Raw genomic sequence first — 25563 nt, 5'->3', positions numbered from 1 at the left:
CGCATAAAGCGTCCTTATTTTAAAACTTATTTATCATCAAGTGCCGCAACGCCAGGTAATGTTTTACCTTCCATAAACTCTAGAGAAGCACCGCCACCTGTAGAAATATGACTCATCTTTTCTGCAAGACCAAACTTTTCTACTGCTGCTGCTGAATCTCCGCCCCCGATAATCGAATATGTATCAGTTGCTTCAGCAAGGGCTGTTGCTACTGCTTTCGTTCCATTCGCAAACGCATCTATTTCAAATACTCCCATTGGTCCATTCCAAATAACTAGTTTTGAGCTTTGGATAACATCGCGATATGCTTCACGTGTTTTCGGTCCAATATCAAGAGCTTCCCAGTCAGCAGGAATTTCTTCAATAGATACTACTTTTGTATTGGCGTCATTAGAGAAGTCGTCTGCTACAATTACATCTTGTGGCATATAGAAGTTTACACCTTTTTCTTTTGCTTTAGCGAGGAATGATTGTGCAAGCTCCATTTTGTCTTCTTCTAATAGAGATTTACCAATTTCATGACCTTGTGATTTGATAAATGTATAAGCAAGACCACCACCGATAATGAGGTTGTCCACTTTATCAAGTAAATGTTCGATAACACCGATTTTATCTTTTACTTTCGCTCCACCAATAATAGCTGTGAAAGGTCTTTCTGGATTAGATAGTGCTTTCCCAAGAACTTCAAGCTCTTTATCCATTAAGAATCCAGCTGCTGATGGTAAGTACTTAGCAATACCTTCTGTTGAAGCATGTGCACGGTGAGCTGCACCAAATGCATCATTTACATATACATCTGCAAGTTCAGCAAAAGCTTTTGCTAATTCAGGATCATTCTTTTCTTCTCCAGGATAGAAGCGAACATTTTCAAGTAAAAGAATGTCCCCTTCATTTAATTCAGCAATTTGTGCTTTTACACTTTCACCATGAGCTTCGTCAGCCTTCTTTACATCCTTACCGATTAACTCAGCTAAACGATTTGCTACAGGTGTTAATCTTAACTCTTCTTTCACTTCACCTTTAGGGCGTCCAAGATGACTTGCTAAAATAACAATAGCACCTTGTTCAGATAAGTATTGAATAGTTGGCAATGCTGCACGGATTCTTGTGTCATCTGTTACATTACCATCTTCCATTGGAACGTTGAAATCAACGCGGCAAAATACACGTTTCCCTTTTAGTTCAATATCTTTGATTGACTTTTTGTTCATGGTGCCTGCCTCCTCTTTGGTCATACAGAAACAATGAAACTTTATTATTTCTGTTTATTTACACAAATAAAAGGAGGGGGATTGTTCCCCGCTCCCCGTCACACTGTTATTATAGTTATCACTGCAAAATTTATCCGATTACCGATTAAAAAATGCTCGGTTCAGATTATCTTACAGTCCTTGTTTTGCAATGTATGCAGCAAGGTCTACTACGCGGTTAGAGTATCCAGTTTCATTGTCATACCAAGAAAGAACTTTTACCATGTTACCTTCCATTACCATAGTAGATAATGCATCAATTGTAGAAGAGTGAGTATCACCATTGTAGTCAGTTGATACAAGTGGCTCTTCAGTATAAGCTAAAATACCTTTTAATTCGCCTTCAGCTGCTGCTTGAAGAGCTGCATTTACTTCTTCTGCAGTAACATCTTTTTCAAGTTCAGCAACAAGGTCTACTACAGATACGTTTGGAGTAGGAACACGCATTGCCATACCGTTTAATTTTCCTTTTAATTCAGGAAGTACAAGTGCAACTGCTTTAGCTGCTCCTGTTGAAGTAGGAATAATGTTTTCAGCTGCTGCGCGAGCACGACGGTAATCTTTATGTGGTAAGTCTAAAATTTGTTGATCATTTGTGTACGCGTGAACTGTTGTCATCATTCCGCGCTTAATACCAAATTTGTCATTAAGTACTTTTGCAAATGGAGCAAGACAGTTAGTTGTACAAGATGCGTTAGAAAGAACATGATGACTTGCAGCATCATATTTATCTTCGTTAACACCCATAACGATTGTGATATCTTCACCGTTTGCAGGTGCAGAAATGATTACTTTTTTAGCTCCAGCTTCGATGTGTTTTGCAGCATCATCGCGTTTTGTGAAACGACCAGTAGATTCAACAACGATATCTACGCCTAGATCGCCCCATCCAAGTTGAGCTGGGTCACGTTCAGCAAGAACCTTAATTTTTTGATCTCCTACAACAATTGTATCACCGTCAACAGAAACCTTTTGATCTAGTTTACCGTGAACAGTGTCATGTTGTAATAAGTGTGCAAGCATATTAGCATCTGTTAAGTCGTTAACAGCTACAATTTCAACTTCAGGATTGTTTAGTGCTGCACGGAAAACATTTCTCCCGATTCTTCCAAAACCATTAATACCAACTTTTACTGCCATGTTAATATCCTCCTTTAATTTGAAACATTAAAATTAAAATCTATATTTAAAAGGATACATCTAGGATGCGCCTTTTAAAAACTCTTTAGCTGCGCCTTCGTCTGTAATTAGGATTGTTTTAGTTGGGGCACTTTTTAAATAGGACTTAATAGCTTTTGCTTTTGATTTTCCACCAGCAGCAGCAATCACATAGCGTTTACTTTCTAAGTCTTCTATCTGCATGCCAATAGTAGGTACCTTATGTACTATTTCCCCATTTTCGTTAAAATAGTATCCAAATGCTTCACCAACTGCATTTTCTTCTACTATTATTTTCATGACAGATTCTTCTGTTCTTCTTCGTTGCGCCATTGTAATAGCATCCCCAATTCCATGAAGAACTATTGAAGAAGAATTAATAATATCTAATACTTCTGTGATAGTTGGTTCTTTCAATAGGGATTCATATGCTTCTCGACCAACTTGATCAGGTACATATAGAACTCGATGTGTTCCGCCTGTTTTTTCGGCCATTGTTGCACAGATAACATTTGCTTGGTTTTTCACATCTTCACCGATACCACCACGAGCAGGAACGAACAGCATTTTCCTACCTTCACCCATTTTCCTCGTTAGCATTTGTGCTGTACATGCCATTGTTGTACCACCAGTAACGGCAATTATATTTTCTTTCCCTAGACAACTGGCGAGCATGTCGGCACACGCTTTTCCAATTTCCTCTTTCACGAAATTGGTCTCGTCACTGTCTCCAGGTACAATAATTACCTTTTGGATACCGAGAATCTCAGTTAATTGTTCCTCGATTAAATTGATACCGGAAATTTCCCGCATCATTTCTTCGAGTTCAATTAGTAGTTTTTTACCTTTTGCTGTTACAATCATTCCGATGGTTTTAGCATCGATTAACTTCTGCGTTTTTAAAAATTCTGCTTCGCTTCTTAGAACTCGCTCTGTCATCCCTAGCATTTCTGCTAAGGTTCGGCGCCCGACAGGCTCTGTCATATTTATGGAGCGAAGGATTTGATAACGCTTCTGCATCTGCTTTAGCATATCAGGCACAAGGTAAGATTGCATCTTTATTAATTTGTGCATTTTATTGCTCCTTTAAAACTGTTGGTCGCTATGTGTCCCAGTAAGCCATATTATGTCCCATAGTCATAAAAAAATTTACCAACTGACATTTATTTTAGCACTAATGTCGATAATTATCAATTTATTCCTTTTTTAAATCTTTCTTCTATTGTAAATGGGTCAATGATGCCATATTGAATAAGCTCTCCATTCATTTCGACCACTGGGATCATTAAGCCATATTTTTCTGTCCATTCATCCTTTTCTTCAATGTTTCTTTCATCAATGGTTAATGCAGGATATTCTTTTTTCAATTCAAGTAAAACTAATTTCGCATCCTGACAAAGTGGACATTGATTTCGAGTATAGAAAGTTATTTCCATCTTAAAACACTCCTGAATATATTTGTATATTGATTGATTCTAATCTTGACTGTTGATTTCCGCTGTAGGGGCTCGAATCAGAACATGTGCTTGTCGCCGATTAGTAGGCGCCTAACACTTTTCTACGCCCGCGGAAAGCGATAAAAATGAATTACTTTATTGAAGAAAAATAAACATCTAGAGTATATAAAGCAATTAAAAAATCCGCTCCATATTGATTATAAATAATGCAAAGCTTATTGTCTTACATATTGCATCAATTAATTTCTTTTTGTCTTTTAAGCAAAAATACTTTCCATTTGATTTCAAGGAATTTTATAATCATTTAAAACAATGAGGATTAAGAAAACATACTTTTGAATAACATGTATTATTAAGGATAAAAAAAGAAGGACACTCATAAAGTGTTGATAAAATCAACCTTTACAAATGTCCTTTCATTATTTGATAATTAGATTTATATACGCCCTCGGAGGGAATCGAACCCCCATTACAAGAACCGGAATCTTGCGTGTTATCCGTTACACTACGAGGGCAAGATTTGGAACCGTACGATAAATGATTATATGCTAAAAAAATATCCTTGGCAAGTAGATAAAAGTTTAAAATTTGCGAATTTGGATATTATGTTTTATATAAATGCTACTCATTTGACCTTTACTGACCATTATTGTATGATGTATTTACATAAGTTTTATTAACATTTCATCCATAATAGGTCAATACCTAATAAAAGGAGGAGAAAGAATGAATTTAATTCCTACAGTTATTGAACAAACAAACCGCGGAGAACGTGCATATGACATTTATTCTCGTTTATTAAAGGATCGTATTATTATGCTTGGTAGTGCAATCGATGATAATGTTGCAAACTCCATCGTTGCCCAACTACTTTTCCTAGAAGCAGAAAATCCTGAAAAAGATATATCCATTTATATTAATAGCCCTGGTGGAAGTATCACTGCTGGAATGGCAATATATGATACAATGCAATTTATTAAACCTAATGTACAAACAATTTGTATCGGGATGGCTGCATCAATGGGAGCATTCCTACTAGCTGCTGGTACAGAAGGTAAACGTTTTGCACTTCCTAACAGTGAAGTAATGATTCACCAACCACTAGGAGGAGCTCAAGGTCAAGCAACAGAAATTGAAATTGCTGCAAAACGCATTCTTTTCTTACGCGAGAAATTAAATAAAATCCTTGCAGAACGTACTGGTCAACCATTAGAAGTAATCGAGCGCGATACAGATCGTGATAACTTTATGACTGCTGAAAAAGCACTCGAATACGGTTTAATTGACCACATTTTACACCGTAACGATATTAAAAAATAATATATAATCTAAGAAACAGGTGGAGAATATGATGTATATTCTCCACCTGTTTTTATTTAGACGATCGAACTCCATCTTTTCTAGTGTCCGATTTGTTGGAATTGGATATGATGCAGATTTGCAAAAATACCGCCTTTTTCAACTAGTTCCTCATATGTGCCATCTTCCGCAATTCCATCTTCTGTTACGACAATAACGCGATCGGCATCACGAATGGTTGCTAATCGGTGTGCAATAATTAATGTTGTCCGATTTTCTGCAAGCTCATTTAGTGCTTGTTGTATGATTTTCTCTGTTTCCGTATCGAGAGCCGAAGTTGCCTCATCCAAGATTAAGATTGGTGGGTTCTTTAAAAACATCCTTGCGATGGCTAATCTTTGTTTTTGACCACCTGAGAGTTTTAAACCACGTTCTCCTATTTGCGTTTCATATCCATCTGGGAGTGACGCAATAAAGTCTTGTAAGTGAGCTTTTCTAGCAGCCTCGTAAATTTCACTATCCGTAGCATCTAGTTTCCCATATGCAATATTTTCACGTATTGTTCCGGTAAATAAAAATACATCCTGCTGAACAATTCCTATTTGTGAACGTAGTGAATGTGTCGTCATATCACGAATGTCAATACCGTCAATCATAATTGCCCCTTTGTCCACATCATAGAAACGTGGGATTAAAGAACAAATGGTTGTTTTACCAGCTCCTGAAGGTCCAACGAAAGCAACTGTTTCTCCAGGACGAATGGCTAAGTCAATCCCCTGAAGGACTTCCTTATGTTCATCATACTTGAAGTGCACATCATCAAATATAATATTACCATGTAAGCTTTCTACTTCTACTGCATCAGGGCGGTTTTTAATTTCGGGCTCTTGATTGATTAAATCAAGAAATCTCTTAAACCCAGCCATTCCTTTCGGATAAAGCTCCAGTAGAGCACTAATTTTATCCACAGGCTTAATTAATACATTTACAAATAATATAAAACTAACAAATTCTCCATACGACAAATTGCGATTAAAACTAAACCATGCACCTACTACTAAAATGACAAGTGTTACAAGTCTAGTCATCATGTATATACTCGAATGTGTTCCTGCCATTACTTTATAAGCCTTCAGCTTCGCTAGACGAAAGCCACCATTATCTACTTTAAAACGATTAATTTCAAATTCTTCATTAGTAAAAGATTGCACTACTCGTGCACCTGATACACTATCCTCTACTCTTGCATTAACGTCTGCTATTTTACTATACATGTTCTTCCAAGCTTGGTTCATTTTTATATTACAATAGGCAACTAACCAACATAAGAATGGCACCATAATTACTGCAATAACAGCAAGTTCTGGATTAATCTGAAACATGATAGCGAACGCACCGAAGAATGTCATGATAGCAATGAAAAAATCCTCTGGACCATGATGAGCTAACTCTCCGATATCGAATAAATCATTTGTAACGCGACTCATTACATGTCCCGTTTTTGTATTATCAAAGAAACGGAATGATTGCCTTTGGACATGTGTGAATAATTGTTCCCTCATATCAGTTTCAATATTGATTCCGAGTTTATGACCTAAATAACTAACGATAAATTGTAGAACTGTACTTAAAATATAAACGAGTAATAATAAAGCACCTACTGTTAAAATTTGATTCCAATCCCCACTAGGTAATAACTGATCAATAAACCATTGAACAGCTACTGGAAAAGCTAACTCTAGTATTGCGACTACAACCGCACTAGTGAAATCAATAATAAATAATCGTTTATGCGGTTTATAATAAGAGAAGAATTTTCTAAGCATGAAGATGTACCCCTTTTTGTCTAAAAACCGAAAAAAGAGTGCTAAATGATATTCATTTAACACTCTTAAGTTTTTTAATTCTCATTTTCTATTAATTTGGATAATGCAGCAATTGCTTCTTCTTCATCTTCCCCATCAGCAGAAAGATTAATTTCAGTATCTGGTCCAATTGCTAGACTCATTAAGCCCATGATACTTTTAGCATTTACCTTTCTTCCATCTCTTTCCAAAAAGATTTCAGAAGAGTAACGACTTGCCTCCTGCACAAAAATAGATGCTGCTCTTGCTTGTAATCCTGCTTTTAATTTAACCTCAATACTTTTTTCAACCAAATCTCCCACTCCCTTATGAAATTATATTTTTTTCTCCCTCGCCTCTGCGAATCTTGTCTGCAATTTCATCAATTTTGCGTAGACGATGGTTAATACCAGATTTACTTATAGGTCCACTTGAAACCATCTCGCCAAGTTCCTTTAAAGTCACATCTTGATGTTCAACACGGAGAATAGCAATTTCACGTAGTTTTTCTGGTAATACTTCTAAGCCAGCAACCTTTTCAATATAGCGAATGTTTTCTACTTGGCGAAGTGCTGCACCTATTGTTTTATTTAAGTTGGCAGTTTCACAATTAACAAGGCGATTGACAGAATTTCTCATATCCCTAACTATTCTTACGTCTTCGAAGCGAAGTAGTGCATTATGCGCTCCTATTATATTGAGAAATTCCGTTATTTTCTCAGCTTCTTTCAAATATGTGATGTAGCCATTCTTTCTTTCTAATGTTTTACTGTTTAAACCAAAGTCGTTCATATGTTCACATAATGAATCATTATGCTCTTTATATAAAGAGAAAATCTCGAGATGATAGGAGGATGTTTCCGGATTATTAACAGAACCACCTGCTAAAAAGGCCCCACGTAAATAGGAGCGTTTACAGCATTTTTTCTTTATTAAGCTTTCTTCAATATTATGAATGAGAGTGAAGCCCTCGCCTAAAATTTTCAATTCCCTTAATATATTTTCCGCGTTCTCTTTTAACCTTACAATATACACATTATTTTTCTTGAGACGCATTTTCTTTCTTACAAGTAATTCTACATTTACTGCAAATAGTTTTTTAATCAATATATAAATACGACGTGCAATCGCAGCATTTTCCGTTTGAATATTTACGATTAACAATCGATTGGAAAATGAAAGCGATCCATTCATTCTAATTAGAGCTGAAAGTTCAGCTTTTGCACAACAATCTTTTGTTTCTAGAGTTGTAAGTTCCTTCTTAGTCTCTGAAGCAAACGACATCCCTTTCACCCCCTATCCCTTTTACAAAGGTTCATTCTCTAAGTCTTATTGCTTAGGCAAAAGTGAATATAGTATATTAGCTACTTTATCTGTGTCATGTCTAATTAAGCTACCATCATAGCTAATGATTTGATCTGGAATTACTTCTAATCCTAAATCAAGTAAACGTTCTATATCATAGCGAACTGGCTGTGCCATTTCTTCTTTATAGCGATTTTCTATATCTTCAGGTACTGTTTCATTATTTACGAGTGCTATATCGATGAAACGACGATTCATATGGTCATTCAATGCTTCCACATGATTACTTGCCGTGTATCCAAGTGTTTCACCTGGTTGAGTCATTAAATTACAAATATACACTTTTTTCGCTTTCGATTTACACACTTCTTCCCCAATTCCAGGGACGAGTAGATTAGGCAGAATACTTGTATATAAGCTTCCTGGTCCGATGACAATTAAATCTGCTTCTCGGATTGCGCGAATTGATTCTGGTAAAGGTGTGATATCATCTGGTGTTAAAAAAACACGCTTAATTTTCTTTCCTGCTTCTGGAATTTTAGATTCCCCCTGCACAATTGTACCATCTTCCATTTCTGCATGGAGGACAACACTTTGATTTGCAGCAGGTAGAACCTTTCCATGTACATTTAGTACTCTGCTCATTTCTTGTACAGCATGAACAAAATCACCTGTAATAGAAGTAAGTGCAGCAATTATTAAGTTGCCTAAAGAATGTCCCGCTAATTCATTTGCTGTTTTAAAGCGATGTTGGAACATTTCTTCTACTAGTGGTTCGACATCAGAAAGCGCAGCTAGTACATTTCTAATGTCACCTGGGGGTGGAATTTCCATTTCATTTCTAAGTCTTCCTGAGCTTCCACCATCATCTGCTACTGTTACAATAGCGGATAAATCAACTTGTAGTTTTTTTAACCCGCGTAGAAGTACAGGAAGACCTGTGCCACCACCTATTACCACTATCTTGGGCTTATTTAATTGCTTCATTTAGCCAAGTCCTTTCTATTCTGAATATCTCGATGCGTAACTTGTGTATGGTAGTCATTCTCAAAGAATTTCGCGAAATACTCTGCAAGTGCTACAGATCTATGTTGACCACCAGTACAGCCAATAGCAATTACAAGTTGACTTTTTCCTTCCCGCTTATAATGAGGAAGCATAAAGGATAGTAAATCTGTTGTTTTTGCAAGGAATTTTTGCGTGTCATTCCATTTTAAAACATAGCTAGAAACGTCTTCTTCTAAACCAGTTTTCGGTTTTAAATGCTCTATATAATGTGGATTAGGTAAAAATCGAACATCAAATACAAGGTCAGCATCAATTGGTATCCCATGTTTAAAGCCAAAGGACATTACATTCACGGTAAAAACCGTTTGTTTATTTACTGCGAATTCGGATATGATTTTCTCGCGTAATTCCTTCGGTTTCATATTAGATGTGTTATATATTGTTTGTGCGCGACCTTTTAAGTCACTTAACAAATTTCTTTCTTGCTTTATTCCCTCGAGTGGTAGGTTCGCAGGTGCAAGTGGATGTGAACGTCTAGTTTCTTTATATCTTCGAACCAATGCGGCATCATCCGCATCAAGGAATAGAATTTGTGGAGTTACCCATGTAGACTCAGATAATTCATCTAGCACAAGTAATAATGTATCGAAGAATTCTCTACCTCTTAGATCCATTACGAGCGCTACTTTATTCATTTTATTACCGGATTCTTTCATTAATTCTAGGAATTTCGGCATGAGCGCTGGTGGCAAATTATCCACACAAAAGAAGCCAAGGTCCTCAAAACTATGAATTGCCACAGTTTTTCCAGCTCCAGACATTCCCGTAATAATTACTAATTGTATTTCATCTGCTGTCACTGCGTTCATTTCTCCCACTCCAATTCAGTAAGTCGAATGTTTTACTTATGTCTATTATACAATTTATATGAAGCAAATAACAGTTCTTTACCAAGAAATGCGGAAGGCGCCTCTAACCCGTAGGAAGACAAAAAAAGAGCACGAGCATAGCCCGTGCTTTAGAAGGGATATTGTATAAAAAGGGGGTCAATATCTCATATATATAATGTACCCTAAAATCATTTCACTACTGTTACAATACTATTAAGACCTGATTACTTTTTTGTAAGTATTACGTTAAACGGTTGCCAACTTTTCTTTTAATTCTTCTACATACAGTTGAGCACTTTGCGCTGCAATACTTCCATCACCAGTCGCTGTAACAATTTGACGTAATAATTTTTCTCTTACGTCTCCAGCTGCAAAAATTCCTGGGATTTTTGTTTCCATTACTTCATTTGTTTCAATATATCCTGCTTCATTTGTAATTCCTAAGTTTTCAAATGGCGCTGTCAGTGGATCCATACCGATATATACAAATACTCCATCAGTCTTAAATTCTTTTTCTTCACCATTTTCTGTAGAAACAAGCGTTACAGAGCCAACTTTACCATTTTCCCCATTAATTTCTTTTACCGTATGGTTCCAAATAAAATCTACCTTTTCGTTTGCAAATGCACGATCTTGAAGAATTTTTTGAGCACGTAATTCATCACGACGATGAACAATAGTAACTTTGTTCGCAAATCTTGTAAGGAATGTACCTTCCTCAACAGCGGAATCCCCGCCGCCAACAACGACTAAGTCTTTGCCTTTAAAGAAAGCACCATCACAGACTGCACAATAGGATACACCGCGTCCACCTAATTCTGATTCTCCTGGAACACCTAATTTACGGTATTCCGCACCAGTTGTAATGATGATAGCACGAGTTTTATATTCTTTATTCCCAGCTTTTACAATTTTATATTCTTCACCATTAATGACTTCTTTAATATCGCCATAAGCATACTCTGCTCCAAACTTCTTCGCATGCTCAAACATTTTTGTAGATAAATCTGGTCCAAGAATGTTATCGAAGCCTGGATAATTTTCTATATCTTCTGTATTCGCCATTTGTCCACCTGGAATACCACGTTCAATCATCAAAGTTGATAAATCAGCACGTGATGTATAAACAGCAGCAGTCATACCAGCAGGACCGGCGCCAATAATAATAACATCATAAATTTTATCTTCAGACATAGTTGTTACACTCCTTATTGCAAGCCAATGTTTGCAGTTTTCATCTTATCATTATCCTATAAGACAACTGCTCCATAAGTCCATGTTTTTGCTCATACCAAGTGAACTTCTAGTAATTGGATGTATTTCCTCAATGTAGATGGCGAAATAGCATATTCTTCTGCAATTGTCTTTTGTGTTTTCTTATTATTTCTGTGTTTTAGCCAAATATACTCTACCGCTGCAGCAATTCCTAGCGTATTACGTAAAGTCTCTTCAGCTTTCATACAACTAATAAAGATGGAAAACCAAGATAGTAGTAAATTGCGAGATAAATATCCTTTATCCTTATATTTTTCATACAAGATTAGGGCCACTTCATGACAACGATTTATATCGCCTTCAGGATCTACTTTATCTTTATTTCCAGTTTGAAGCACAATCGCTAAATATATTTTTTCTGTTAATGAAAATTCATCTATTTGTTTAAAATCAGCATGTGTGATTAATTCTTGTTTGCGATTCGAAATTGCAATCATAAATATGCCGTACAACCGTTCTTCTAAACGATCACTTCTTAGCATTTTCATAATCGAGGAATCCCCATCACTTGTCCGCGGATCCTGTTTCGTAATCTCGTTCCATGGCTCCATTTTTTCATAATCAGGATTCAAATTGGCAAGATCTTTCCACGCGTGCTGAGCAACTTTTTCATTTCCTGTAAAATAGGCTGACTTAGCAAGCCAATAATAAAAACCAGGATCCCCGTGGAAGCCCTGTTTTTGAATTTGACGTAACCAATAGTACGCTTGTTCATACTTACCAGTTAATGCAAAGGTTGCACCTAATTTATATCTATGTTCTAGTAATATTGGTTGCACTTTTTCAAGAGCTGTAAGCAATTCTTTTAGTTTTTCCGTTTCATGTTCATAGAAAAGAAAAACCGCTAAATTACAAAGTGCATGTAAATTGCCAGGGTTATTCTCAAATACTTTTTCTAAAACCCCTGTAGCTTTTCCCGTATCCCCTTCATAAAAGTACGCTAAAGCTAAATTATTATGGGCTGGCCAAAATTCAGGATAATCAATAACTGCCTGCTCCAACATTTCAACTGCTTTGTTAAATTCACCTGTCTCTAAAAGAAGTCTCGCTTCATCTAGTCTGTTAATAATTTCATCTTGCTTCTCAAGAACCTCGATGTTTTCATCATCAAATCCGATTAGACTCATCAGTTCTTCCGCATCTTCAGCAAATTCTCCAACTGTATCATTCTCTAAGTAAAGCTGAGCATGCTTATAGCTTTCTGTAAACATACCTAAATGAGCGAAGTTGTTAGCAATGAAATAATGACACTCGGTCATTCTTGCATCTAATTCTTCAAGGACTGTAAATAACAACCTATTAGATTCCTCATACTCTTCTGCTTCTGTATATACAATAGCGAGTTGACAAGCAATCATTGGCTCATAAGGCTCTAGTTCCCAAGCCCTTTTTAAATATTTCTTCGCTTTGTTTATATCATAGCGGTCATATGCTTTTAAGCCTTTATTAAAATAATATTCACCTGTTGGTATAAACGGGAGAATTTTTGCTTTCTCAGCGTGTGCTTTCGAGTCTTTAAACATGCAGATCCTCCGTTGTTATATTCCTATGTCGCTTTTTGTAGTATAACATATTATATGTGCTGTTTTAAACCACGTTAACGACTATAAATGCTGGAAAAATTAATTCCAAGCCCTTTTCTTTGTCATATTAAAAACCTGATGCATGGACGCATCAGGTGTCATCTTCATTACTTCCATATATAAAATCATCTTTCCAACGAGCAGCTAATTCTTCCTTTGTATAAATAATCTTCATTGGGTTTCCCCCAACAAAGGCTCCTTCAGGAACATCTTTATGAACAAGGGTCCCAGCAGAAACAATGGCATTGTCGCCAATGTTAACTCCGGGCAAAATGGTAGAATTAGCTCCTATCATCACACCACTACCTATCTCTACATTACCTAGACGGTATTCTTTAATTAAATACTCATGAGCTAAAATAGTAGTATTATAGCCTATCACTGTATTTGTGCCAACTGAAATTTTCTCAGGGAACATAACATCGAGCATCACCATTAATGCAAATGATGTTTGATCTCCAACCTTCATTTTTAAGAAAACTCGATACAACCAATTTTTCACACGTAAGAAAGGTGTGTATCTAGCAATTTGAATAACGAGGAAATTACGGACTACCTTCCAGAACGGCACTGTTTTATACACGTGCCAAAGAGAATTTGCACCTGTTACTGGAAATCGTTCCGTTCTTCTCATTGAGGAGTTACCTCTACAATATCAAGAAGTTCAGACATATTTTCAATAATATAATCTGGGTCAAATTGTTCTAAATACTCTCTTCCTTTTAATGACCACGCAACACCACAAGTAAATGTACCAGCGTTTTTTCCACCATCAATATCATGGTGGTTATCGCCTATCATGATTGCTTCACCAGGTTCTGATTCTAGTTGAGATAGGGCTTTAATCAATGGCTCTGGATGTGGCTTTGGATTCTCTACTTCATCCAAAGAAATGACGACATCGAAAAACTGATCCAAATTAGTAAGTTTGAGCCCTTTCATCACGGTACTTCCAACTTTTGTTGATACGATTGCTAATTTATAGCCATTCTCGTGTAGTGTCCTTATCGTTTCAAAGACACCATTGAATTCTTTTACTAATAAATCATGTTTTTCCAGATTATACTTTCGGTATACCGAAATCATTTCCTCTGCTTTTTCAGGATTTATCCCCATGAAAACATCATGTAATGTTGGTCCCATAAATGGCAACACATCATTTCTAGTATATTGACCCGGATAATATTGTTCCAGTGTATGTAGATACGAAGAAACAATTAGTTCATTTGTATCAATCAAGGTTCCGTCGAGATCAAATAATAATGTGGTAATTTTCTTCATTAAGAAACTTCCTTTCTGCTGTCCAATCTGGGATGCTTATATTTTTACTTTTCGTAGTAGCGTTTATTAGCTAAGCCGGACATTCTTCTATATACCCATATGATTATCGCAATAATGACAAGTGATACAGAGAATACTACAGCAAATTTCAAATCACCTAACATTAAGCTATCTGTACGCATGCTTTCTATAAAAGCTCGTCCAATGGAATACCAAATCACATAACTTAAGAATATTTCTCCCCTGCGAAGATTTACTTTACGTAACAATATTAAAATAACAAAGCCGATGATATTCCAAATGGATTCATATAAAAAAGTAGGGTGATAATACACTCCCTGAATATACATCTGGTCGATAATAAATTGTGGTAAGTGTAAGCTTTCTAAAAATGCTCTAGATACCTCACCACCATGTGCTTCTTGATTGATAAAGTTTCCCCAACGACCTATAGCTTGTCCAAGAATAATACTTGGCGCCGCAATATCTGCTAATTTCCAAAAGGATATGCCTTTCTTTCTAGTAAACACAATCGCTGTAATAACTGCACCAATTAACGCACCATGGATTGCAATTCCACCTTCCCAGATTTTAATAATATCACCTGGGTTTTGAGAATAGTAATCCCATTTAAATATAACGTAATAAATTCTTGCAGAAATAATCGAAATAGGAATTGCCCATATTAACAAGTCGGTAAATGTATCTTTATGTAAACCGTGTTTATCACTCTCTCTAATTGCTAAAAAAAGGGCTAATCCAATTCCAACTCCAATTATTATCCCATACCAATGGACTGGTATTGGTCCTAAATTAAAGGCAACCGGATTTATCGGTTCTATATTCATAAATTCCCCTCCCATATAAATAACTAATCTAGATTATTTTCACCGCTTATCACTTGTGTTAATCGCTCCGTAAATTGTTGAGCTGCATTTACACCTAATCTTTTCAATCGATAATTCATTGCTGCTACTTCAATAATTACTGCTAAGTTTCGCCCAGGTCGTACCGGAATCGTTAATTTCGTAATTTCGGTGTTAATTATTTTTATTTTTTCTTCGTCTAAGCCGACGCGATCATAATGTTTATGATCATCCCATAGCTCTAAATGAATGGATAGTGATATTTTCTTACTTGGTCTAACAGCACCCGCTCCAAACAATGTCATGACGTTAATAATACCTAAACCACGAATCTCTAACAATTGCTCCAATAATTCTGGTGCAGTTCCAATTAATACTTCTTCATCTTCTTCACGAATTTCTACACAATCATCGGCAACCAACTGGTGACCACGTTCAACTAAAGCAAGAGCAGTTTCACTTTTACCAACACCACTTTGGCCAGTAATAAGTACACCAACCCCATATATATCAACGAGTACTCCATGAACAGCAGTAGATGGAGCTAGTCTACTCTCTAAATAGTTGGTTAATTTACTAGAAAAACGAGTAGTTTTCATCGTTGTTCTCATAAGTGGAACACTATGCTTCTCTGCAGCAATCAAAAGCTCTTCTGGAATATCTAAACCTCTAGAAATAATGATGCCTGGTGTTGCTGGGTCACATAGTTTTTCCATTCGTTCCATTCTTTCTGTAGCCGTTAAACGTCCACAAAAATCTATCTCCGTTCTACCTAGCAATTGGACTCTCTCCGCAGGATAGTAGTTAAAAAATCCTGCTAACTCTAGGGCTGGTCTTGATATATCTGTTGTCGTAATTGGTTTATAAATACCTTCTTCTCCAGATATTAACTCGAGTTTCAATTCTTTGATGATGTCATCTGTTCTCACCTTTGCCAACGCAATCACTCCTAATTTTTATGTTCACTTCGTAAGATTTAGACTGATCGACTTTTCACTTGTTCTATTTTAGCATTACAACAGTAAGAAACTCCACCATTCCATTCATAAAATTCTAATATTATCTAGAAAAGGATATTTTTCTTTTAAAGTGGGAGCTATTTTTGCCCAAATTCTTCCTACAAAAAAAGCAAACTATCTTGAATTGAATTCAAGAAATAGTTTTGCTTTTTATTTCATCTATATTCTTTGTCTGAGTATCATTTATCACGCTTTGGTTCTATTACTGTTTTTTGAATGATTAAGTTAACAATTGACATGATGATAGCGATAAGCAAGGCTAATCCGAAGCCTTCTATTTCTAACTTTTCACCCATTAACGCATCTGTCATTAATAAAGTACATGCATTAATAACAAATAAGAAAAAGCCTAATGAAATTAAAGTAACAGGTAATGTTAGTATAATGAGAATAGGTCTAACTAGCATATTTAGTAAGGATAATATAATGCTTGCAACAATAGCAGCCATAAAACTCGATATTACAAAGCCCTCAAAATAGCCACCAAAGGCTAAAAATAAGAGGGCATTCACTAGAATCCTAATAAACCATTTCATTTACTCACCTTGTACATCAATATCTCGTACTTGGACCGTACCTGTCTTCGTATCTGCTATAACATAAATAACTTCTTCCCCTAAGCCTGTTCTTCTAAACGATACTTGTTTTTGAATCACTTCTCTCTTTTCATGCATGACGTTAATATCATGTAAATCTAATTTATAGCTGCCTAGATTCGAACTAACTTCACCATTAATCGATACGCTTCTCGGAATATCTAAATAGATGTTTCCAGTAACAACTTTAGCTTCAATCTTTCTAGTTCCTGATGAAGGTAGAATAGTATTGATATTACCATTGAATGTTTTCACATCTATATCTTGATATACACCTGTAGGTAAATCAATCGTTCCATTCACTGTTTCTATTTCTAATTTATTCGCTTGTGATTGCTTCACGTTTACTTGGCCGTTAACGGTTTCTATATCAATTTTTTCTCCATTGATACGGGTAATGTCAACTTTTCCATTCGTTGTTTTAAGTGTAACATAGTCAGCATCCATTCCCTCTGCTGAAATTCCACCATGAAAAATACGGATACTTAGCTTTTTATATTGTTTCTTTGGTACATATACAACCGTTTCTACTTTCATCCATTTCGATTGTGTTCCAAAAATAAGGAGACCATTATCCACTGAAAATACAGTATTCTCTAGGAAGTAGTTTCGAGCACTTTCTCGATCATCTGAACGATACACCTTTGCATCACATTCTACTCGCACATCTTGTTGATCCCACCCTACAATTCTAACAGGGCCATTTGCAACATCAATATCAATGCGCTCAATCTCACTGCCATCTTGTTGGAATGTATGTGGTACATCTACAGATTGATTGAATTGCAAATCTATATCTTTTATCTTTTTAAAGGCATTATTCACAAAGTCAAAGATGCGCTCTCCAGCACTTTCTAGCTGTGAGTAAAAGGAATCACTGTCCTTCTTTTCACTATTTTTATTCGTTTCTTCTTGTTTACCAGTAGACTCTTCTTCTTGTGTAGTTTCCTCAACTGGTGTTGATGTTGTTGCGGAATCTTGAGTTGATGCTTTTACATCTGATTTACCATCTAGTGCATCGAGTAGAATTATAGCCTCCTGGGCAGAAAGTTTTCCTTCCTGTACCATTTCGAGTATTCGTTTCCGTTCTTGACTCATATCGACTCCTCCTTTTTATTCCAGGACGGAGATGAAGTACAGTTAGTTAGTGACCTTCTCTCCGTTCCTTACCTATAAAAAGCTATACGATTGAATGTACCAATTAGTTTCGTCTTTATGATTTTGTCACAAGTTGTTCGACGTTTTCTTGCTCATTAATCCATTTCTTCATGCGGTCGCGATCTCGCTCTAGTATTGGTTTTAAGTATTTACCAGTATAAGAACCCTCTGTATCAGCTATTTTTTCAGGAGTACCAGTCGCTAATATCGTTCCACCCTTGTCCCCACCTTCTGGGCCAAGGTCAATTATATGATCGGCTGTTTTAATTACATCTAAATTATGTTCAATCACAAGTACTGTATCGCCATTCTCCACTAGTCGTTGTAAAACAGTTAATAAACGAGCAATATCATCAATATGAAGACCAGTAGTAGGCTCATCTAGAATATACAATGAACGCCCATTCGTGCGACGGTGTAATTCTGAAGCAAGCTTCACTCGTTGTGCTTCCCCACCAGACAACGTTGTCGCTGGTTGGCCAAGTTTCATATAACCAAGACCTACATCCACAATCGTTTGAAGTTTTCGTTTTATTTTTGGAATGTTCTCGAAAAATTCTAGTCCATCCTCGATTGTCATTTCTAATACTTCTGAGATATTCTTCCCTTTATACTTTACTTCCAATGTTTCCCTATTATACCTCTTACCATGACACACTTCACAAGGAACATACACATCAGGAAGAAAATGCATTTCAATTTTTATTATCCCATCTCCACGACATGCTTCACAGCGGCCACCTTTCACATTAAAACTGAATCGGCCTTTTTTATAACCACGAACTTTCGCTTCATTTGTATTGGAATATACATCGCGAATATCATCAAATACTCCGATATAGGTAGCTGGATTAGATCTTGGAGTTCTCCCAATTGGAGATTGATCGATATCAATCACTTTTTCTAAATGGTCAATCCCTTTAATCTCTTTATGCTTTCCTGGTTTTGCTTTGGCACGATTTAAGTGGTGGGCGAGTGCTTTTTGTAATATCTCATTAATTAACGTACTCTTCCCAGAACCTGATACACCAGTCACGGCTATGAACATACCAAGAGGTATTTTGACATTTACATTTTTTAAATTATTTTCGCTAGCACCTTTTATTTCAATATATCTTCCGTCTGCCTTACGTCTCTCTGTCGGTAACGGAATAAACTTTTTGCCCATCAAATATTGTCCAGTTAGTGATGCAGAATTATTTGCTACTTCCTCTGGTGTTCCAACTGCAACAATTTCACCACCATGTATTCCTGCACCAGGGCCAATGTCGATTAAGTAGTCAGCAGCCAGCATTGTATCCTCGTCATGTTCTACGACTATCAGTGTATTACCAGCATCACGCATACTTTGCAAAGTGCTAATTAAGCGGTCATTATCACGCTGATGGAGTCCGATAGATGGTTCGTCCAAAATATACAATACTCCTGTTAGGCGTGATCCTATTTGTGTTGCTAATCGAATCCGTTGTGCTTCCCCACCAGAAAGGGTACCTGCTGCCCGACTCAATGCTAAATAATCAAGTCCCACATTGACAAGAAAACCAAGTCTTTCTCTAATTTCACGTAAAACGAGATTCGCAATTTGCTTTTCTTTCTCTGTTAGTTCAACTGTAAGGAAAAAGTTATTAGCGTCCTTTACAGATAGCTCAGTAATCTCACTAATATGTTGCCCAGCTATTTTTACAGCTAATGCTTCTTCTTTTAAGCGATACCCTTTACAACTTGGACAAGGTTGCTGTGCCATAAACTTTTCCATTTGTTCACGGATATAATCAGAGCTTGTTTCTTGATAACGTCGTTCTATATTTTGAAGGACACCTTCAAAAATAATGTCATTTTCACGAACTTGGCCGAAATCACTCTCATAACGAAACTTAATTTTCTCGCCTTTAGAGCCATAAAGGATTTTATCCATATCTTCCTTTGGTAAATCCTTTACAGGGACATCCATGTCTATGTTGTAATGTGTGCAAACCGCTTCTAATAATTGCGGATAATATTGTGAACTAATTGGTTTCCACGGTAGTATTGCATCCTCATTTAGGGAGAGATTCCAATCTGGAATAACTAATTCAGGATCCACTTCTAACTTAGAGCCAATTCCATCACAAGCAGGACAAGCACCAAAAGGACTATTAAAAGAAAACATTCTTGGCTCTAATTTATCAATGGAGAAACCACATTCAGGACAAGCATGATTTTCACTAAAGAGCAACTCTTCCTCACCAATAATATCAATAATAACCTTACCATCTCCGAGTTTCAGTGCTGCTTCTAATGAATCAGCTAATCGTGATTCCACACCTTGTTTTACTACAATCCGGTCAATAATTACTTCGATCGAGTGTTTTTTGTTTTTCTCTAGTGTTATCTCTTCACTAACATCGAATACCTCTCCGTCTACACGCACACGAACATATCCTTGCTTCTTAATATCCTCAAACACTTTTACATGCTGCCCTTTTTTTCCTGAAACAATTGGTGCTAATACTTGAAGTTTTGTACGCTCAGGATATTCCATGATTCTATCTACCATTTGTTCAATTGTTTGTGATGTTATTTCAATCCCATGTTTTGGACAAATAGGTCTCCCAACGCGTGCATAGAGCAGACGTAAATAATCGTATATTTCAGTTACTGTTCCTACCGTAGAACGAGGATTCCGACTTGTTGTTTTTTGGTCTATTGAAATCGCTGGTGATAAACCTTCAATAACATCGACATCTGGTTTATCCATTTGTCCTAGAAATTGACGAGCATATGCTGATAATGATTCCACATATCGTCGTTGTCCCTCTGCATAAATAGTGTCAAATGCAAGGGAAGATTTCCCAGAACCTGACAGCCCAGTTAACACAACTAATTTATCTCTTGGAATCGTCACATCCACATTTTTTAAGTTATGGGCTCTTGCACCTTGAATAATAATATGATCATGTGCCATCTACGTTCATCCTTCCGCTTTCAATTCCAAAATGGCGTCTCGAAGCATTGCTGCTCGTTCAAAATCAAGTGCTTTTGCAGCTTCTTTCATTTCCGTTTCCATTTGCTCAAGCAGTTTTTCTTTTTCTTTCTTCGTATACTTTTTCACTTTGGATTTTGCAATGTATTCTTCCTTTTCTTCTGCAGCAACTGTTGCTCTAATGACATCACGAATATCCTTCTGAATTGTAGTCGGAGTGATGCCATGCTTTTTATTGTATTCTTCTTGTATGGTACGACGACGTTTCGTCTCACTAATCGCTTTTTCCATGGAATCTGTCATTTTGTCCGCGTACATAATAACATGACCGTTAGAATTCCTTGCAGCACGTCCAATTGTCTGTATCAATGAACGTTCAGAACGTAAGAAACCTTCCTTATCTGCATCTAATATTGCGATAAGAGAAACTTCCGGAATATCGAGACCTTCCCTTAATAAGTTAATTCCTACTAAAACATCATATGTTCCTACTCGAAGTTCCCTAATAATTTCAATTCTCTCTAACGTTTTCACTTCAGAATGTAGATATTGAACTTTTATACCTACTTCTTTTAAATAATCGGTTAAATCCTCAGACATTCTTTTTGTTAACGTAGTGATGAGAACACGTTCGTTTCGAGCAATTCTTTCATTAATTTCACCTAATAAGTCATCAATTTGCCCCTCTATTGGGCGCACTTCAATGGTTGGATCTAATAAACCAGTTGGCCTAATAATTTGCTCCACCATTTCCGGTGTATGTTCTAATTCATATGGGCCCGGAGTTGCTGAAACAAATATAGCCTGATTAATATGCTTTTCAAACTCTTCAAATCGTAGCGGGCGGTTATCAAGTGCTGATGGTAAACGGAATCCATGGTCTACTAGTACTTGTTTCCTTGCTTGGTCACCGTTAAACATACCGCGTATTTGTGGTAAAGTAACATGTGATTCATCAATAATAATTTGAAAATCATCCGGAAAATAATCTATTAATGTATATGGAGTCGCACCGGGAGGGCGCAACGTTAAATGTCTAGAATAGTTTTCAATTCCTGAACAAAAGCCCATCTCCCGCATCATTTCTAAATCATAGCGTGTTCTTTGTTCTAGCCTTTGTGCTTCCAATAATTTATCGTTATCTCGTAATTCTTGAAGTCGTTCCTCTAACTCTTTTTCAATATTCTCAATCGCAACTTTCATTTTCTCTTCACCAGTTACGAAGTGAGATGCTGGGAAAACTGCAACATGTTCACGTTCACCAATAATTTCTCCTGTGAGCGCATCTACCTCACGAATCCGATCTATTTCATCACCGAAAAATTCAACCCGCATACAGTGTTCATCACGAGATACTGGGAAAATTTCCACTACATCACCGCGAACGCGAAAAGTACCACGTTGGAAGTCTATATCATTGCGAGCATATTGTATATCCACTAAGCGACGGAGCAGCTGATTCCGCTCTATTTCCATACCTGTTCGAATGGAAAGCACATGTTCTTTATATTCTTCTGGCGAACCGAGGCCGTAAATACAAGATACACTGGCAATGATAATTACATCTTTCCGTTCAAAAAGTGCAGATGTAGCAGAGTGACGTAGTTTATCAATTTCATCATTTATACTTGCATCCTTCTCAATAAAAGTATCCGTTTGTGGGACATATGCTTCTGGTTGATAATAATCATAATAACTAACAAAGTATTCAACTGCGTTGTTTGGAAAAAATTCTTTAAACTCACTATATAATTGTCCTGCTAGTGTTTTATTATGTGCTATAACAAGTGTTGGCTTGTTTACTTCATTTATTACATTCGATACAGTGAACGTTTTCCCTGTACCAGTTGCACCGAGTAATGTTTGATATTTCTTACCAGAACGAATGCCGGCGACTAGACTTTCAATAGCCTTCGGTTGATCGCCAGCCGGCTTATATTTAGAAACAAGTTCAAATCTATTATTCATAATAGCCGCCTCCTTATGAAGTTCATACCGTTCATTTTTTTATTTGGACAAAATCTGTAGTCACTGCCTATATATTAACATAATATGGAATGCTAATACCACAAAAAACGAACATATTTTCGCTTTTTGTTTTTATTGTTGTTTCTCTAATGCATATAAATCTTCCTCTAACGTCTGCATTCTTTGTTCTACTATGTCGCGAGCATCTTTAATTGCCAAATTATAAAAAACTGGTCCAAAACGATCTCTGATAAACTCCCAAAAAGCTTCAGCAGCGATTTCTCCTATTACTTCGTCTCTTTCTTCTAAAAAGTAGTTTTGTATTTCTTGTATCATTTCTCTTCTTTTTTCCTGTGGTACATTTGTCGTAAACATTTTCATCTCTCCCAATTTATTTCTTTTGTTTTTTCTTTTTCATTTCATTCGCTATGTAAAGTCCGATTGTAAGTGAACCTGCTTCTATCACAATTAACCACCATGTATCAATATACCCTCGATGAGCAGACACGATAATCAATGCCACTGTTAGAATAAAAGCTACTACTCTGTTATATGTTACTCTTGTAAAGAAGACCATTATTATTGCTGGCAGAAAAATTGCGGAAATTAATTTATCTATCATATACGCCACCTCAATTTAGTAGATAAATTCAGTTTTTCCGATAATCACGAAAAATGCAAGTAATACAATCAAAAGTATTGGGGACACGTCTATTTTAATAAGCTAGAAGTCAAAAAAATAAAGTAATTAAGGTGCTACCATTCGTTACTTACATTCAATGACTATTAAATCATCATATTGAAGTGAGTCTCCCTTGTAATTAGGTCAAGGTGAAGTTATGATAATATCTTTTTTAATAGAAAGCTCTGTTAAAGTTCATTGTTGTTAACAACTTAGTTGATTGTAGCGGATGTACACGAGACTCCTGCGGGAACAGCACGAGCCGAAGATCCACTTGGCAAAGCGGTTTTCTTTGCCAAGTTAGCTGAGGCCGTGCCCGCGGAAAGCGAGTGTACAGGAGCGAAAATCAACAAAAGAGTTTAACAGAGCTAATAGAAAAAAACCAAACTATCCTGAAATAACTCAAGAATAGTTTGGCTTTCATTCACTGTACCTCTTTTGTCCGGAAATTATAGCTGTAACTTAATTATTTAATTCGACAATTTTTCCGGATTTCAAATAAATGATGGATTCACAAATATTTGTTACATAATCACCGATTCTTTCTAAAAACTGCGCTACTAGTAGAAGGTGAGTTGCTTGGTTTATTAAGGATTTATCTTTATCCATCAGATTAATTAATTCTGCAAAAATCTTATTGTAGTAGGAGTCTATTACATCATCTTGCTTTGCAATTTTAGATGCTTGCACATGATCTAGATCAATATAAGCAGTAAGAGCTTCATGCACCATCTCTTTCACAAGTTCCCCCATTTTCGGGATATCAATTAATGGTTTGGCGTAAGTTTCGTTTTGCAGTTTTATCGTTGTTTCCGCAATACTTACCGCATGGTCTGCCATTCTTTCTAAATCAGTAGAAACTTTTAAAGTAGTTGTTATTCTTCGTAAATCACTACCAACAGGTTGTTGTAGTGCAATCAATGTAAAGCATTTTTTCTCAATTTCCATTTCTGCGCTATTTATTAACTTGTCGCCCTCTACTACGTCATTCGCAAGTTGCCCATCTTTAATGACAAGCGATTTAACAGCATGATGCACAGCTTCTTCAACTAACGACCCCATCTTAAGTAAATGTTCGTGCAACTCTCTTAGCTGTTCATCAAATTGACTTCTTACAATCATCTGAACTTCCTCCTCCACTATTAAAAACTATCTTAACCAAACCGACCAGTAATATAATCCTCTGTACGCTTATCTGTTGGGTTGGAGAACATCACGGAAGTTTCATCATATTCTATAAGCTCCCCACTTAAGAAAAATGCTGTTTTATCTGAGATGCGAGCTGCTTGTTGCATATTATGTGTAACGATAACAATACTATAATTTTCCTTTAATTCCTGAACAAGCTCTTCTACTTTTAATGTAGAGATTGGATCAAGTGCTGATGTCGGTTCATCCATAAGTATAACATCAGGTTCAATTGCTAAACATCTCGCAATACAAAGTCGTTGTTGCTGTCCACCAGAGAGTCCATAGGCATTTTCATTAAGACGATCCTTAACTTCTTCCCAGATTGCTGCTCCTTTTAAACTTGTTTCTACTATTTCATCTAGAAGCTTTTTATCACGAATGCCATGAATACGCGGACCATATGCAACATTCTCATAAATAGATTTTGGGAAAGGATTCGGTTTTTGGAATACCATTCCCACTTTCGTTCTCAATTCTTCCACACCATATTTCGAATCAAGAATATTTTTTCCACGATATAGCAGTTCCCCAGACATTTTTACAATCGGAACAAGCTCTACCATTCGATTAAGTGATTTTATAAAAGTAGACTTACCACAACCAGATGGTCCAATAATCGCTGTTATATTATTTTCAAGCATATCAAAATTAATATTTTTTAATGCTTGATCTGCACCGTACCACAGATTAAAATTACGAGCTGCGAATACAGTATTTTGTTGTGATTTTTTATTATTTTTTTCCTCTACTACTATTGCCAAAAGAGTTCCT

At 36.4% G+C, this 25563-nt stretch carries 24 protein-coding genes and 1 tRNA gene; 1 reads left to right on the top strand and 24 read right to left on the bottom strand.

The genetic code is table 11. The annotated features are described in order from the left end of the window. Window positions 1-26: 26 nt before the first annotated feature. The 5 genes from ACFPM4_RS17995 to ACFPM4_RS17975 all read right to left on the bottom strand — a co-directional run bounded on the left by ACFPM4_RS17995 (window position 27) and on the right by ACFPM4_RS17975 (window position 4380). Complete coding sequence (locus ACFPM4_RS17995) at window positions 27-1211, bottom strand: phosphoglycerate kinase (protein ID WP_144923906.1); 1185 nt, start codon at window positions 1209-1211, stop codon at window positions 27-29. Between the two features lie 171 nt (window positions 1212-1382). Next, window positions 1383-2390 carry a type I glyceraldehyde-3-phosphate dehydrogenase gene (gap, locus tag ACFPM4_RS17990; protein ID WP_144923902.1) on the bottom strand — a complete coding sequence of 336 codons (1008 nt, stop codon included), beginning with the start codon at window positions 2388-2390 and terminating at the stop codon, window positions 1383-1385. Window positions 2391-2450: 60 nt separating this feature from the next. After that, window positions 2451-3482, bottom strand: a complete 1032-nt coding sequence (locus ACFPM4_RS17985) for a sugar-binding transcriptional regulator (protein WP_144923897.1) — start codon at window positions 3480-3482, stop codon at window positions 2451-2453. A gap of 116 nt (window positions 3483-3598) precedes the next feature. Continuing rightward, window positions 3599-3844, bottom strand: coding sequence for a glutaredoxin family protein (locus ACFPM4_RS17980; RefSeq protein ID WP_382354882.1), 246 nt, complete (start codon window positions 3842-3844; stop codon window positions 3599-3601). Window positions 3845-4308: 464 nt separating this feature from the next. Beyond that, window positions 4309-4380, bottom strand: a tRNA-Arg gene (locus ACFPM4_RS17975). A 211-nt stretch (window positions 4381-4591) separates the two neighbouring features. On the opposite strand from ACFPM4_RS17975, the gene clpP reads away from it, so the two are divergent. Further along, window positions 4592-5185, top strand: a complete 594-nt coding sequence (clpP, locus tag ACFPM4_RS17970) for an ATP-dependent Clp endopeptidase proteolytic subunit ClpP (protein ID WP_144923891.1) — start codon at window positions 4592-4594, stop codon at window positions 5183-5185. 80 nt (window positions 5186-5265) lie between these two features. Here the strand turns inward: clpP and ACFPM4_RS17965 are convergent, their stop codons facing one another. From ACFPM4_RS17965 to pstB, 19 genes are all read right to left on the bottom strand, one after another. After that, on the bottom strand, window positions 5266-6990 hold the full coding sequence (locus tag ACFPM4_RS17965; protein WP_382354878.1) for an ABC transporter ATP-binding protein: 1725 nt from the start codon (window positions 6988-6990) through the stop codon (window positions 5266-5268). A 74-nt stretch (window positions 6991-7064) separates the two neighbouring features. Further along, window positions 7065-7322: an HPr family phosphocarrier protein gene (locus ACFPM4_RS17960; RefSeq protein WP_382354875.1), complete on the bottom strand. Its 258-nt coding sequence runs from the start codon at window positions 7320-7322 to the stop codon at window positions 7065-7067. A gap of 13 nt (window positions 7323-7335) precedes the next feature. Beyond that, window positions 7336-8292 carry a DNA-binding protein WhiA gene (gene whiA / locus ACFPM4_RS17955; RefSeq protein ID WP_382354872.1) on the bottom strand — a complete coding sequence of 319 codons (957 nt, stop codon included), beginning with the start codon at window positions 8290-8292 and terminating at the stop codon, window positions 7336-7338. 45 nt (window positions 8293-8337) lie between these two features. Next, the gene (locus ACFPM4_RS17950; RefSeq protein WP_382354869.1) at window positions 8338-9300 is read right to left on the bottom strand and encodes a gluconeogenesis factor YvcK family protein; all 963 of its coding nucleotides are present in this window, start codon (window positions 9298-9300) and stop codon (window positions 8338-8340) included. Then, window positions 9297-10190, bottom strand: a complete 894-nt coding sequence (gene rapZ / locus ACFPM4_RS17945) for an RNase adapter RapZ (RefSeq protein WP_144923876.1) — start codon at window positions 10188-10190, stop codon at window positions 9297-9299. Before rapZ ends, ACFPM4_RS17950 begins: the two co-directional genes overlap by 4 nt. A gap of 267 nt (window positions 10191-10457) precedes the next feature. Continuing rightward, the gene (trxB, locus tag ACFPM4_RS17940; protein WP_144923874.1) at window positions 10458-11405 is read right to left on the bottom strand and encodes a thioredoxin-disulfide reductase; all 948 of its coding nucleotides are present in this window, start codon (window positions 11403-11405) and stop codon (window positions 10458-10460) included. A gap of 92 nt (window positions 11406-11497) precedes the next feature. After that, the gene (locus tag ACFPM4_RS17935; RefSeq protein WP_382354865.1) at window positions 11498-13009 is read right to left on the bottom strand and encodes a tetratricopeptide repeat protein; all 1512 of its coding nucleotides are present in this window, start codon (window positions 13007-13009) and stop codon (window positions 11498-11500) included. A 151-nt stretch (window positions 13010-13160) separates the two neighbouring features. Next, complete coding sequence (locus tag ACFPM4_RS17930; protein WP_144923868.1) at window positions 13161-13703, bottom strand: acyltransferase; 543 nt, start codon at window positions 13701-13703, stop codon at window positions 13161-13163. Next, window positions 13700-14350, bottom strand: a complete 651-nt coding sequence (gene ppaX, locus ACFPM4_RS17925; RefSeq protein WP_382354861.1) for a pyrophosphatase PpaX — start codon at window positions 14348-14350, stop codon at window positions 13700-13702. Before ppaX ends, ACFPM4_RS17930 begins: the two co-directional genes overlap by 4 nt. Window positions 14351-14394: 44 nt before the next feature. Beyond that, window positions 14395-15198, bottom strand: a complete 804-nt coding sequence (gene lgt, locus ACFPM4_RS17920; RefSeq protein WP_144923863.1) for a prolipoprotein diacylglyceryl transferase — start codon at window positions 15196-15198, stop codon at window positions 14395-14397. Window positions 15199-15221: 23 nt separating this feature from the next. Next, the gene (hprK, locus tag ACFPM4_RS17915) at window positions 15222-16154 is read right to left on the bottom strand and encodes an HPr(Ser) kinase/phosphatase (protein WP_382354857.1); all 933 of its coding nucleotides are present in this window, start codon (window positions 16152-16154) and stop codon (window positions 15222-15224) included. 260 nt (window positions 16155-16414) lie between these two features. Then, window positions 16415-16771, bottom strand: a complete 357-nt coding sequence (locus tag ACFPM4_RS17910; RefSeq protein WP_382354854.1) for a phage holin family protein — start codon at window positions 16769-16771, stop codon at window positions 16415-16417. Next, window positions 16772-17929, bottom strand: a complete 1158-nt coding sequence (locus ACFPM4_RS17905; protein ID WP_382354851.1) for a DUF4097 family beta strand repeat-containing protein — start codon at window positions 17927-17929, stop codon at window positions 16772-16774. Between the two features lie 115 nt (window positions 17930-18044). After that, window positions 18045-20933, bottom strand: coding sequence for an excinuclease ABC subunit UvrA (gene uvrA, locus ACFPM4_RS17900; protein ID WP_382354848.1), 2889 nt, complete (start codon window positions 20931-20933; stop codon window positions 18045-18047). 6 nt (window positions 20934-20939) lie between these two features. Further along, window positions 20940-22919, bottom strand: a complete 1980-nt coding sequence (gene uvrB / locus ACFPM4_RS17895; protein WP_144923848.1) for an excinuclease ABC subunit UvrB — start codon at window positions 22917-22919, stop codon at window positions 20940-20942. A gap of 132 nt (window positions 22920-23051) precedes the next feature. Next, on the bottom strand, window positions 23052-23294 hold the full coding sequence (locus ACFPM4_RS17890; RefSeq protein WP_382354844.1) for a DUF2164 domain-containing protein: 243 nt from the start codon (window positions 23292-23294) through the stop codon (window positions 23052-23054). Window positions 23295-23310: 16 nt separating this feature from the next. After that, complete coding sequence (locus ACFPM4_RS17885; RefSeq protein ID WP_144923842.1) at window positions 23311-23541, bottom strand: DUF2198 family protein; 231 nt, start codon at window positions 23539-23541, stop codon at window positions 23311-23313. Window positions 23542-24063: 522 nt separating this feature from the next. Beyond that, window positions 24064-24723, bottom strand: a complete 660-nt coding sequence (gene phoU / locus ACFPM4_RS17880) for a phosphate signaling complex protein PhoU (RefSeq protein WP_144923837.1) — start codon at window positions 24721-24723, stop codon at window positions 24064-24066. 32 nt (window positions 24724-24755) lie between these two features. Next, complete coding sequence (pstB, locus tag ACFPM4_RS17875; protein ID WP_144923834.1) at window positions 24756-25553, bottom strand: phosphate ABC transporter ATP-binding protein PstB; 798 nt, start codon at window positions 25551-25553, stop codon at window positions 24756-24758. Between the last annotated feature and the right edge of the window lie 10 nt (window positions 25554-25563).

The sequence above is a fragment of the Lederbergia graminis genome, assembly GCF_042655485.1.
GTDB classification, from domain to species: domain Bacteria; phylum Bacillota; class Bacilli; order Bacillales; family Bacillaceae_C; genus Lederbergia; species Lederbergia graminis.
Note: the sequence above shows the minus strand (reverse complement) of the source record. Positions and strands in the feature narration are given on the sequence as shown.

Bases quoted from the DNA above. Each gene is read 5' to 3' on its own strand.
- ACFPM4_RS17995 (WP_144923906.1), bottom strand. From the start codon at position 1,211: ATGAACAAAAAGTCAATCAAAGATATTGAACTAAAAGGGAAACGTGTA.
- gap (WP_144923902.1), bottom strand. From the start codon at position 2,390: ATGGCAGTAAAAGTTGGTATTAATGGTTTTGGAAGAATCGGGAGAAAT.
- ACFPM4_RS17985 (WP_144923897.1), bottom strand. From the start codon at position 3,482: ATGCACAAATTAATAAAGATGCAATCTTACCTTGTGCCTGATATGCTA.
- ACFPM4_RS17980 (WP_382354882.1), bottom strand. From the start codon at position 3,844: ATGGAAATAACTTTCTATACTCGAAATCAATGTCCACTTTGTCAGGAT.
- clpP (WP_144923891.1), top strand. From the start codon at position 4,592: ATGAATTTAATTCCTACAGTTATTGAACAAACAAACCGCGGAGAACGT.
- ACFPM4_RS17965 (WP_382354878.1), bottom strand. From the start codon at position 6,990: ATGCTTAGAAAATTCTTCTCTTATTATAAACCGCATAAACGATTATTT.
- whiA (WP_382354872.1), bottom strand. From the start codon at position 8,292: ATGTCGTTTGCTTCAGAGACTAAGAAGGAACTTACAACTCTAGAAACA.
- ACFPM4_RS17950 (WP_382354869.1), bottom strand. From the start codon at position 9,300: ATGAAGCAATTAAATAAGCCCAAGATAGTGGTAATAGGTGGTGGCACA.
- rapZ (WP_144923876.1), bottom strand. From the start codon at position 10,190: ATGAACGCAGTGACAGCAGATGAAATACAATTAGTAATTATTACGGGA.
- trxB (WP_144923874.1), bottom strand. From the start codon at position 11,405: ATGTCTGAAGATAAAATTTATGATGTTATTATTATTGGCGCCGGTCCT.
- ACFPM4_RS17935 (WP_382354865.1), bottom strand. From the start codon at position 13,009: ATGTTTAAAGACTCGAAAGCACACGCTGAGAAAGCAAAAATTCTCCCG.
- ACFPM4_RS17930 (WP_144923868.1), bottom strand. From the start codon at position 13,703: ATGAGAAGAACGGAACGATTTCCAGTAACAGGTGCAAATTCTCTTTGG.
- ppaX (WP_382354861.1), bottom strand. From the start codon at position 14,350: ATGAAGAAAATTACCACATTATTATTTGATCTCGACGGAACCTTGATT.
- lgt (WP_144923863.1), bottom strand. From the start codon at position 15,198: ATGAATATAGAACCGATAAATCCGGTTGCCTTTAATTTAGGACCAATA.
- ACFPM4_RS17910 (WP_382354854.1), bottom strand. From the start codon at position 16,771: ATGAAATGGTTTATTAGGATTCTAGTGAATGCCCTCTTATTTTTAGCC.
- ACFPM4_RS17905 (WP_382354851.1), bottom strand. From the start codon at position 17,929: ATGAGTCAAGAACGGAAACGAATACTCGAAATGGTACAGGAAGGAAAA.
- uvrA (WP_382354848.1), bottom strand. From the start codon at position 20,933: ATGGCACATGATCATATTATTATTCAAGGTGCAAGAGCCCATAACTTA.
- uvrB (WP_144923848.1), bottom strand. From the start codon at position 22,919: ATGAATAATAGATTTGAACTTGTTTCTAAATATAAGCCGGCTGGCGAT.
- ACFPM4_RS17890 (WP_382354844.1), bottom strand. From the start codon at position 23,294: ATGTTTACGACAAATGTACCACAGGAAAAAAGAAGAGAAATGATACAA.
- ACFPM4_RS17885 (WP_144923842.1), bottom strand. From the start codon at position 23,541: ATGATAGATAAATTAATTTCCGCAATTTTTCTGCCAGCAATAATAATG.
- phoU (WP_144923837.1), bottom strand. From the start codon at position 24,723: ATGATTGTAAGAAGTCAATTTGATGAACAGCTAAGAGAGTTGCACGAA.